The organism is Citrobacter sp. RHBSTW-00599 (assembly GCF_013784065.1).
Taxonomy (GTDB): domain Bacteria; phylum Pseudomonadota; class Gammaproteobacteria; order Enterobacterales; family Enterobacteriaceae; genus Citrobacter; species Citrobacter braakii.
In genome coordinates this window covers 804,790-814,158 of the sequence record NZ_CP056717.1, presented here as the reverse complement: position 1 = coordinate 814,158, position 9,369 = coordinate 804,790, and the positions used below count along the sequence as shown (strand labels likewise).

8 protein-coding genes and 1 pseudogene are annotated in these 9,369 nt (G+C 46.7%); 3 read left to right on the top strand and 6 right to left on the bottom strand.

Annotated features, from left to right (window positions below):
• Positions 1-16 precede the first annotated feature (16 nt).
• Together HV243_RS03945 and HV243_RS03940 are read left to right on the top strand one after the other, a co-directional pair.
• Entirely contained in the window at positions 17-1,585 is a 1,569-nt protein-coding gene (locus HV243_RS03945; protein ID WP_047660991.1) for an SUMF1/EgtB/PvdO family nonheme iron enzyme, read from the top strand.
• A gap of 35 nt (positions 1,586-1,620) precedes the next feature.
• Entirely contained in the window at positions 1,621-2,124 is a 504-nt protein-coding gene (locus tag HV243_RS03940) for a hypothetical protein (protein WP_047660992.1), read from the top strand.
• A gap of 59 nt (positions 2,125-2,183) precedes the next feature.
• Here the strand turns inward: HV243_RS03940 and HV243_RS03935 are convergent, their stop codons facing one another.
• Entirely contained in the window at positions 2,184-2,639 is a 456-nt protein-coding gene (locus HV243_RS03935) for an IrmA family protein (RefSeq protein ID WP_077249813.1), read from the bottom strand.
• 1,561 nt (positions 2,640-4,200) lie between these two features.
• On the opposite strand from HV243_RS03935, the gene HV243_RS03930 reads away from it, so the two are divergent.
• The gene (locus tag HV243_RS03930) at positions 4,201-5,643 is read left to right on the top strand and encodes an IS1182 family transposase (protein ID WP_047365884.1); all 1,443 of its coding nucleotides are present in this window, start codon (positions 4,201-4,203) and stop codon (positions 5,641-5,643) included.
• A 417-nt stretch (positions 5,644-6,060) separates the two neighbouring features.
• On the opposite strand, the pseudogene HV243_RS25665 reads toward HV243_RS03930, so the two are convergent.
• The 5 genes and pseudogenes from HV243_RS25665 to HV243_RS03895 all read right to left on the bottom strand — a co-directional run.
• A pseudogene (locus HV243_RS25665) lies at positions 6,061-6,619 on the bottom strand (IS66 family transposase); the annotation flags it as partial.
• 485 nt (positions 6,620-7,104) lie between these two features.
• On the bottom strand, positions 7,105-7,356 hold the full coding sequence (locus HV243_RS03915; RefSeq protein WP_181603931.1) for a hypothetical protein: 252 nt from the start codon (positions 7,354-7,356) through the stop codon (positions 7,105-7,107).
• 472 nt (positions 7,357-7,828) lie between these two features.
• Positions 7,829-8,167 carry a putative zinc ribbon protein gene (locus tag HV243_RS03905; RefSeq protein ID WP_047660995.1) on the bottom strand — a complete coding sequence of 113 codons (339 nt, stop codon included), beginning with the start codon at positions 8,165-8,167 and terminating at the stop codon, positions 7,829-7,831.
• 282 nt (positions 8,168-8,449) lie between these two features.
• Positions 8,450-8,656, bottom strand: coding sequence for an AlpA family transcriptional regulator (locus tag HV243_RS03900; protein WP_047660996.1), 207 nt, complete (start codon positions 8,654-8,656; stop codon positions 8,450-8,452).
• Positions 8,657-8,758: 102 nt separating this feature from the next.
• Positions 8,759-9,334: an inovirus-type Gp2 protein gene (locus HV243_RS03895; protein ID WP_047660997.1), complete on the bottom strand. Its 576-nt coding sequence runs from the start codon at positions 9,332-9,334 to the stop codon at positions 8,759-8,761.
• Between the last annotated feature and the right edge of the window lie 35 nt (positions 9,335-9,369).

The window sequence follows — 9,369 nt, the reverse complement described above, 5'->3', positions numbered from 1 at the left end:
TTAGCGGAGATCGTTCATGGCCTTTACTCCTTCCACATTATCGCGCTGCCTGGCGCTAGCCCTGCTGGTGAAGATCTCCCCCGCGCTGGCAGAACCGTGGGCAGAGAAAACCTATAATCCGAAGCCGGATAGCGATGACGTGATTTTGCCTATGCCCTGCGAAGGTTCGATGGTATTTCGTCGGGTAGAAATTCCAGTAGCCGGTCCTCTGGATGATATTCCCATCACCTTAGGGGAAGATGGCGGTGAATGGGGCTTTGTGGAACACAGTTATCCCACGTTTATCGCCGGTAGCTTTACTGAAACGCCCCAAAATAAAGGCCGTTATTATTTAATGGCGAAATATGAGCTGACGGCATTGCAATATCAGGCATTAACTTCCGATACTTGCCCGACACCATCACGTAAACTTAGCCTCCCTCAAACCAGCATCAGTTGGTTTGAGGCCGTTAATTTCTCCGATAAATATAACCAGTGGTTACGCGCAAACGCGCTCGACAAGCTGCCGAAAGAAGATAACAATCCAGGTTTTTTACGACTGCCCACCGAAGTAGAGTGGGAGTTTGCCGCGCGCGGCGGTCTGAAAGTGGATACCGCACAGTTTCGTGATTCCCGTTATCCGATGGACGACATCAAAAATTATGAGTGGTATTCCGGTTCGCAGTCCTCAAACGGGAAACTTCAGCTCATCGGTCTGTTAAATCCTAACCCGCTCGGCCTGTACGATATGTTAGGCAACGTCTCTGAGATGATGTTTACCCCCTTCTACCTCAATAAAATTAATCGATTGCATGGCCAGGCTGGCGGTTTTGTGGTGCGTGGCGGCAGCGTGATGTCCAGTGAGTCGGATATCCGCAGCGCTAGCCGTAAAGAAATTAACTATTACGATAATGCCCAGCCTTTTACCAGTAAAACAATGGGCCTGCGGTTGGTGCTGGTTTCCCAGGCAATTACCTCAACGGACCGGGTCAAACTTCTTGAGAAAAACTGGTCGACTCTCGGTGATGATAAAACGGGCGCAGAGAGCAGCAAATCCGGGTCCAATGATACGGCGAAAGCGTTAGGTAGCCTGGCTTCTGGCGTTGAAGACGGCGAGCTGAAGAAAAAGCTGAAAGATCTGGAAAACCAACTTCGTGCCAGCAACCAGCAGCAGCAAGAAGAAAGAGCACAGTCTATCCGCGCCAGCCTGAATCTGGGCTCTTTTCTCTGTACCAAATTACAGGACGATGGTCGTTTCCTTGACTTCCTCAATCACAATTATGAGCTGCTGTGCAAAGATAAAGACAGCAGCGATGCCAACTGTGCCATCCGCAAAAATAAGCTGGCGGAACAAACCGATCGTCTACAGCAGCTAACGAGCTACTACGCCAGCAGTCTGGTGGATTCCGGCACCCTGTATGGGCAAGCAGGGCTAAAAGGCGAAGTGAACGTGTTCAATCAGATGCTGACGCTGAATAAACGTCTTTCCGGTCTTAAGCCGTTCCTCGCTGCTCATTGGCAGAATCAGCAAAAATACCTAGCGAACGGCAAAATTGATACAGCTGGCTGGCTGGATACCTGCAAACAAGTAAAGAACGGCCACTAATCTTAAACATGTCAGTTTATAAAGGAGTAAGGAACGTGAAATTAACTCTACGAATTGCGGCGTTGACCATTGTCTGTATGTCACTCAGCCAGACAGCTTTAGCTGCGTCTTACAGTGCGGAGGATCAGGAACAATTAACGCTGGAATGCCTGCTCACCAATAATAAATACGCCAGCGCCTTTATTGCGCAGGATAGCGCGGGATATGCCCTGGGAACTCAGTCTGCTCCGACTGCTGAGCTGAATCTTGTCACTAATCAACCGGGGGTTAACGCCTACTATAATTCTCAGATGATCGCCGGTGGCTCGCTTTACTGGATACGTGTCGTCAAAGGCCCCTATGAATATATTGTTTACGATAAAGAGCAGCACGGCGATATGTCAGGTGTGGTTGTCACAAAAAAAGGGAAAAGAATCTTCCACAAAGATTGCAAGGAACCTATCAAGGTGGGTACACAAAACGATAGCAGCATCTTTAGTCGAGTTGCGCAAGAAGATACAGAAGGCGATCGTATTATCGATTTAATCAACAAAGCATAAACGCTTGTTGCGTTGTAATGGGGATGTATCTCTGTCATCCCCATAGAAGGCAGGTAAAATTACCGACTTTTTTGTACGCTCATTTTTAATGGTTGATAATATTGCGGATCAAACATCGACAGTGGCAGGGCATGGACTGAACCATCCGAAGACGTTTCCTCAACGTGGGTAATCACGATGTTGGCTGTATTTTCAACCGCATCACAGCTGAATTCAGTTGCCGAAAGGGTTGAGCGAGTTGCGCTGCTATCGCCAAACGGCTGAACATCAAGAGTTCCTTTTTCCAGAACGGCTCCCGATTTATCAGTTAATTGCAAGTTGACCATCAGGTTATTGAATGTCCCATCACCGCCGTTATCCAGCCGGAATACCAAAGAACACACGCCCTGCACCCAACTGCTATCCGTATTACGAATACTAATATACCGATGGTCATTCTCCGCACTCACTGCGGGGCCCACCATGCCGCCACAAAGTACAGCCAGCAATAAGCTGCATAATGTTTTCTTAATCATAATATTCTACGCCCTCATTCCTCACGCCGCCTCACCAACTTCTGTTCTCTTCCCCGACAGGCATGTCGGTTTTAGCCTATTTCAGTGCCAACTCAATCTGTTCTATTGCTTTCTAAGTATATTGTAATGAGCTATATGTTTAAAAAATAGTAATACACTAAACAAACTAGCACTTCAATTTAAAAGCGTTACTCACAAAAAATTAGAGCGACAATTAGTTCATTAAAAATAATAACGCTCCAAAATTAGTAATTTTTATTCTTTCTTGTTGCTTGTAGAAAAAATAGCCTGTTCAATAGGTCCTATGCATAACTCATTGAGATGGATCATTTGAGTATATGAACTGTTTTGCTAACGTCATTAATCGTTATTATGTAAATCAATGTCTTATTTTCCTACGTATATATAATACAAGATATAAGGAAATGGTATTCTATAAAAATATTGGTGCAGAATAATTAATGCGTAGTTGTTGCATGGATGTTTTTAAAAAGTTAACGAATGACTCCATGAATAACATAACATAATATAAATTAACAAATAGGTATAAAAAGTAATGGCTACTAAAATTCGTATGGAGAATCCACGTACTGGCGAGACAGTAACAGGATTTTATGGTTTTTCCTAGACTACATTGTTTTTCGGAGCGTTTCCAGCTCTTTTCAGAAAGGATTTCATAACCTTCATCGGTACTTTTATCGTGCTGATTATCCTTGCTTTTCTCACCATGGGTATTGGCTCGACGATTGGCATGATTATTTGGGCATTTATGTACAATAAGTACTATACAACTAATCTTATTAAGAAGGGTTTTGCTTTTGCAGGAACCAACACAGAGAATGAACTTGCATCAGGTAAGCTTAATCTCCGCTTAAATGCTGATAACTGCCTCACATACAGAATTGGTAATTAAGCATCTAATTGAGCCACCAATGAGTGGCTCATGTATTCATTATTCTTCAGGTACGAACTCAGTAATGTACTGGCCAACACGATTCTTACTCAATGTGTAAGTAACCATCATTTTATCACTATCAGAAAATTCGCATACCCCATAGCATATGAGTTTATTCTATTTATCTTTTATGGTTATCTACTCATAGATATCAATCATAGCAAAGTCGACATTTTTATCACCGAGCACCTCGTGATATTGTTCTATCAGGATAGCCCTTGTTTTTTTAATAATTACAGTCCTTTTGACCAACGTCGTAATCAGGATCAGTTGCTAGTGTTAAAATGGATGAAAGTAACCATACAGAGATAATTATAAATCTCATGTCATAGTAATCTCTTCGTGACATTCGCTTCATTAGGAGTTGATGAACTCAAAACTGTTATGTGTGGGCTGACCAAACACGGCAGGCTGGCGAAATTCTACTCGCCCATACTAATTTCATCGGCATTGGTCCGCTTAGTGCCCAGGCTGTGTGAAAACTACTGATCACTTTTTGGTCTAAGTAGTGGTTTTATATGATCAACCATTCTTGATAAACCAATGCAGAAACTTACTTTATTTAATAAAATTAGAATCATACGATTAAATAAAGCGGGTGCAGGTATGACTCAACATATCAAAGGTCAAGGCAGACATCAGGTGACGTTGCTCCCTGAAGTGCTGGATGATTTTGTCACAGAAGACAACCCTGTCAGAGTTATTGACGTCTTTGTTGATGAACTACAGCTTGATACACTTGGCTTTGAGCGCGTTAATGCAAAGCAAACCGGGCGGCCTGGATATCATCCCGCAACCATGCTGAAGCTTTACATTTATGGATACCTGAACCGCATCCAGTCATCCCGCCGGTTAGAGAAAGAAGCCCATCGTAACGTTGAATTGATGTGGTTACTTGAACGATTAACACCTGATTTTAAAACCATTGCAGACTTCAGAAAAAACAATGGTAAAGGCATCAAAAATGCTTGCCGCACTTTCATTGATCTGTGTCGGCAGATGCAGATGTTCACCGATGTGGTGGTTGCCATTGATGGTAGTAAGTTCAAGGCGGTAAACAGCAAATCGAACAATTTCACGCCCCAGAAAACAAAAGGCCACATTGAAAGGGTTGAGCAAAGTATTGCTCTTTACCTGAATAAGCTCGATGAAGCTGACAAGGCTGCGGAGCCCGAAAAAAATGCATGTTTAACAACTGCGAAACTGGCATGGCTGCAAAAGCGTCTGAAAGAACTCAAGAAAATTCAGCAGGCCGTTGTGCAGCACCCTGATAAGCAGCTGTCACTGACAGATCCTGATTCCCGGTTAATGAAGATAAACAATGTTAACCGCCAGGTGAGCTATAACGTTCAGACTGCCGTTGATGCTAAATATCACCTGATTGTTGCGCATGAAGTAACGAATACACCAGACCGTGGTCAGCTAACAGCGGTGACCAAATTAGCGCAGGAAGCAGTTGGCAAAGCGGATATTACCGTACTGGCTGATAAAGGTTATTACAGCCGGGGAGATATTAAAGCAACGCAGGACTTAGGTGCCGTAGCCTTAGTACCAAAAGGCGATACCTCTGGCGCTGACCGTAAAGGTCTTTTCAATCGTTCATTGTTCAAATATGACCAGGAAAAAGATATTTATATTTGCCCGATGGGTGAAGAACTTCAGAACCGATTTACGATGGTTGAGGATGGTTTAGAACAGCAAATGTACTTTAACAATATTGCCTGTCGCGATTGCAGTCAGCGGTCAAGGTGCACCACATCAAAACGCGATCCGAGGCGTATAAGGCGCTGGGTTCATGAAGCAGAAATGGAAGACATGCAAGCCAGGCTTAATGCATCGCCACAAACAGCTGTCGTGCGAAAGCAAACGGTAGAGCATCCGTTCGGGACAATTAAGATGTGGATGGGAGCGACTCACTTCCTGACGCAACGGTTTAAAAACGTCAGCACAGAAATCAGTCTGCATGTACTGGCTTATAACCTGAAGAGGATGATGTCCATCTGGGGGGCCGAAGGATTGGCCATTAAGCTGCGAGAACGATGCAGCTAGCGGCAGTGGCCGCTTTAACTCCTAATAACTGGCCATTAGTACTCCATATCAAGCCACAAAGTCTCGTTTTGCCTCAACATACAAATCACTGCGAATACAGCCCATATCAGGAATATCTTGCATCCCTGCTGGTGTTAGTCCTCAGATACTGAAAAAACCGAGTTTTTACACAGCCTGTGCCAACAGCAGACGTTTTTTCAGAGCTGAATATCCCTAATCTGGATATGTCGGGAGCTGTCAGTAAAATCTTATGGAGAAGGTGCCATTAACTTAGGATACAGCTACATAACAAGATGGCCCTACTGGCTCCCTGTTTCGCAGGTTAGTGAAGAACTGATGCTGTAGTACGTTCTATTTTCTCCACCAGTTTTTCTTTTTCTGTAAGCGGACAGCCAGAACCGTATTGACGATCGGCAGTTATTCAGTTGGCAGGACGAGACGCCAGGGCAGCAGTTCGCTGACCCGGTTGACCGGCCAGTCTGCGATAACATCCAGCACATGGCGAAGGTAGCTTTCTGGATCCACGCCGTTCAGTTTGCACGTCCCGATCAGGCTGTACAGCAGCGCTCCCCGCTCACCACCATGGTCAGAACCGAAGAACAGGTAGTTTTTTCGCCCCAGACTCACCATCCGCAGCGCATTTTCAGCGATGTTGTTATCGGCCTCAGCCCAGCCGTCATCTGCATAGTATGCCAGTGCCGTCCACTGGTTCAGCGCATACGCGAACGCTTTTGTCAGCTCCGAGTGTTGCGACAGGGTCTTCATCTTTTCACGCAGCCAGCTTTCCAGGGATTTCAACAACGGTTTCGTTTATCTCTGGCGTTCAGCAAGCCGCAGCTATGTCGACATTCCCCTTATATCCGCCTATATGGCGTATAACTGACCGATCTGCCTCATGGCTTCTTCCGTCAGGGGTGCGGACGTGCACATCGTGGATCTTTCGGCGGGCATGAGACCAGCAGGCAGCTTCCGTTAATCGCATTAATCTCCTGAACTACACCATCACCAGTTGGCGTCTCGCGCATCGCTCCCAGCGTATCGAGATTCATCAGCAACACCATTTTGCACTCTGCCGCGCTAACGGGCTCCCATAACCACCGCAGAATATTGGGCGGTGAATGTCGGCGTGCCTGTTGCCGTTGCCACGAATATTCGCCGATGCGCTGCCTGATTTCCGTGTGAAAGCGCATAATCAATACCCGGTTATCTGCTGAGGTTTCACTGTGCGGTAACTGCAGCTTAAAACTAAACACTACCAGTCGGGGGTAGTGGTCAACAGCCTGTTGGGGAAAAGCGAGTATGTTTACCCCATCCGCAGAATTATCAACAACCGGGGTGGCATGGTTATATTTCATAGTGGATTTTCTCTGTTGTTTCACAGAAAAGGTTAATAAGGGTGGGCAACAGCACTATGCTAAGTTCAACGTAATGCCGTCACCCACCATGCCATGCCTCTGGCGCTTAAAATCCCCGTATGCCCGTCGACAGCGAGGAGGATACTCTGTAACGGCAACGACTCACTTGCTTTCTGTCCATCTCTGAACCCGGCCGGTGAATCAATTGCCAGCCTGTATCATTCTGCGTCACCACTACAGGGATATGGCAGGAGCCGCAGCGCAGTGGTCTGGCATGCAGGACAATGAGTTCATCGATGGCTACCCACTCCCCATCATCGGTAATCACATATTCGGTTGGTCTGAATGAATTAACCATCGTCAGCAAGCTCCTGATGTTGATGCTGCTATGCGTGTGTCTTCAGATGGTCGCTGGGCTGGATTATTGACCGGGCATATATAGTTCTCCCCCCAGGCGGTTTCCTCAATACTGTAGATACCGGTGTTACAGGCCACACAGTGTTTCTCACCTGCATAGTGACGCCCACACCACACGCAATACCAGGCCCCAATAGGTGCAGAAGCATCCAGCGGAAAGAAGGTGAATATAAACCTTGTGTGCCAGTCTCCCGGCAATGTGGCAGAGTGGTTCAGATGTCTGCACTGCCTCAGCACATCTTTCCCTACTGACCGTGGATCGTGCTCAAACCAGGCGCGAATGCCGGGGTTATCAGAATGCAGTATCAAACGACATCCGCAGGACGGGCAGGTCCAGCGCTCATCAGGCTGGCTGACTGCACTTCTGCTGCTGGTTTGCTCTCCTCTGGTATTCAGGGCCCGATAGCATGGCATTATGAGCATATGGCCTCCCCCTCAGCGTGACAGCCAGACTCACCCTGGCATTGGCCAACATGACGGGCTACCGGTCTTGCATCCGGTACGTAACACTTCAAGCGCTGTATAATTCTGACTTCATCAACAGCAGGATGCGTGTATGGGCACTCTTGTCTGCCTCGTTCAGTCAGTGCAGCAGTAGTATGGGCAAACCAGGGACGATCGGTTTCAGCATGCAGCACCAGGGAACTACCACAGTGATGGCAGGTATAAACGTCAGACGGGGAGCATAGTGCGGTTCTGGCACCGGTAAGCCGTCCGGCAGGGTTACAGGCAAGAAATGATTTTGCGTACATAGTAAGGGTCCTTACCGCCAGACAGCACGCAGGCGTGAGCCATCCCTGTATGGGCAACGTTAAGCGTGGTCACTGGCGGAATGAAGATTCAGAGAATCAGTGGATTGGGGGAAAGCGATTATGACAGGATGGGTATTCAGTGCGCAGAGGCTGCAACGACGTGGTCTATACAGTAACAAAAGGGCATATGCGCTCACCGCTGAACTGACGGTTGCATTGTCTGCAAATCCAGCGTACTGGTGCCTGCCATGTCTTGCTGTTCTGTTTATTCACCATGAGTGTTTAGCTCCGTGACTTCGCAATGCGTTGCTGTAGCCAGGCTTCCACTTCGCTTTGCAACCAGCGGGAGCTACGCCCCAGTTTGATTGGTTTCGGAAACTCTCCAAGTTGTATCAGTTTATAAAACCATTTGTCTGTTAAACCGGTGAGTTGCGTGATAAAGGCCATATCAACGAATTTGTCGCTGAGAATGCTTATTGGGGTGGTCATCGCTATTTCTCCGTAGATGGTAAGGGAGAAGACGTTCGTGTGGTGAGATACCGAACGTTCTTCAAACAATGACTCACGGACGTAATTTTTTACCGGATAGATTCAGCTCCGCTTACGCCGCCTGCCACTTACCGCCGGAGCGGGGACCGCGCTGACCCTGTAAATCCGGCGCTCTGTACGCTGCGACTGTTTACCCAGATAGCTCAGGATGTACTGCATACCTTCCCTTCCTCTGCGATCTGAAAAGTTGATTACTCGTTCACCCCGCACCCGGTAATGTCCCTTAGGCTCACACCGGTGCGCATAGCCATCACCATACGTAATTTCCTCCCATCGTGACTGGATGGCTTCCCAGAAGCACCAGACCTTCCGGTGGATCTGACCATTGATATAAAACGCAGCATGAATGTGGTAACGGTGATCTTCCCCATATTCCATTACCCAGGAATATCCCACCAGACCAGATATCTCTGCGCATTGTTCAGTCAGCCATGTCATCTCAGCCGCAAGTTGATAAATATCAGCATCCGCGTATGAATCAGAGTTTTTCCTGTATGCGAAATCCACCCGAAGCATGAGTAATTTCGAATGACAGTCAAATAACCGGTTCTGATGGTTAAATAATACTGACTGAAGAGAACAGTCTGGTTTGTGGTTTGAGTTGATTGCGTATTCCATGATAAATATCCCATAACAGTTATTGGTCATGAGAT

Excerpts from the sequence above, each read along its gene's own strand:
- HV243_RS03935 (WP_077249813.1), bottom strand. The coding sequence starts at position 2,639 with ATGATTAAGAAAACATTATGCAGCTTATTGCTGGCTGTACTTTGTGGC.
- HV243_RS03915 (WP_181603931.1), bottom strand. The coding sequence starts at position 7,356 with ATGGTTAATTCATTCAGACCAACCGAATATGTGATTACCGATGATGGG.
- HV243_RS03900 (WP_047660996.1), bottom strand. The coding sequence starts at position 8,656 with ATGACCACCCCAATAAGCATTCTCAGCGACAAATTCGTTGATATGGCC.
- HV243_RS03895 (WP_047660997.1), bottom strand. The coding sequence starts at position 9,334 with ATGGAATACGCAATCAACTCAAACCACAAACCAGACTGTTCTCTTCAG.
- HV243_RS03930 (WP_047365884.1), top strand. The coding sequence starts at position 4,201 with ATGACTCAACATATCAAAGGTCAAGGCAGACATCAGGTGACGTTGCTC.
- HV243_RS03945 (WP_047660991.1), top strand. The coding sequence starts at position 17 with ATGGCCTTTACTCCTTCCACATTATCGCGCTGCCTGGCGCTAGCCCTG.
- HV243_RS03905 (WP_047660995.1), bottom strand. The coding sequence starts at position 8,167 with ATGTACGCAAAATCATTTCTTGCCTGTAACCCTGCCGGACGGCTTACC.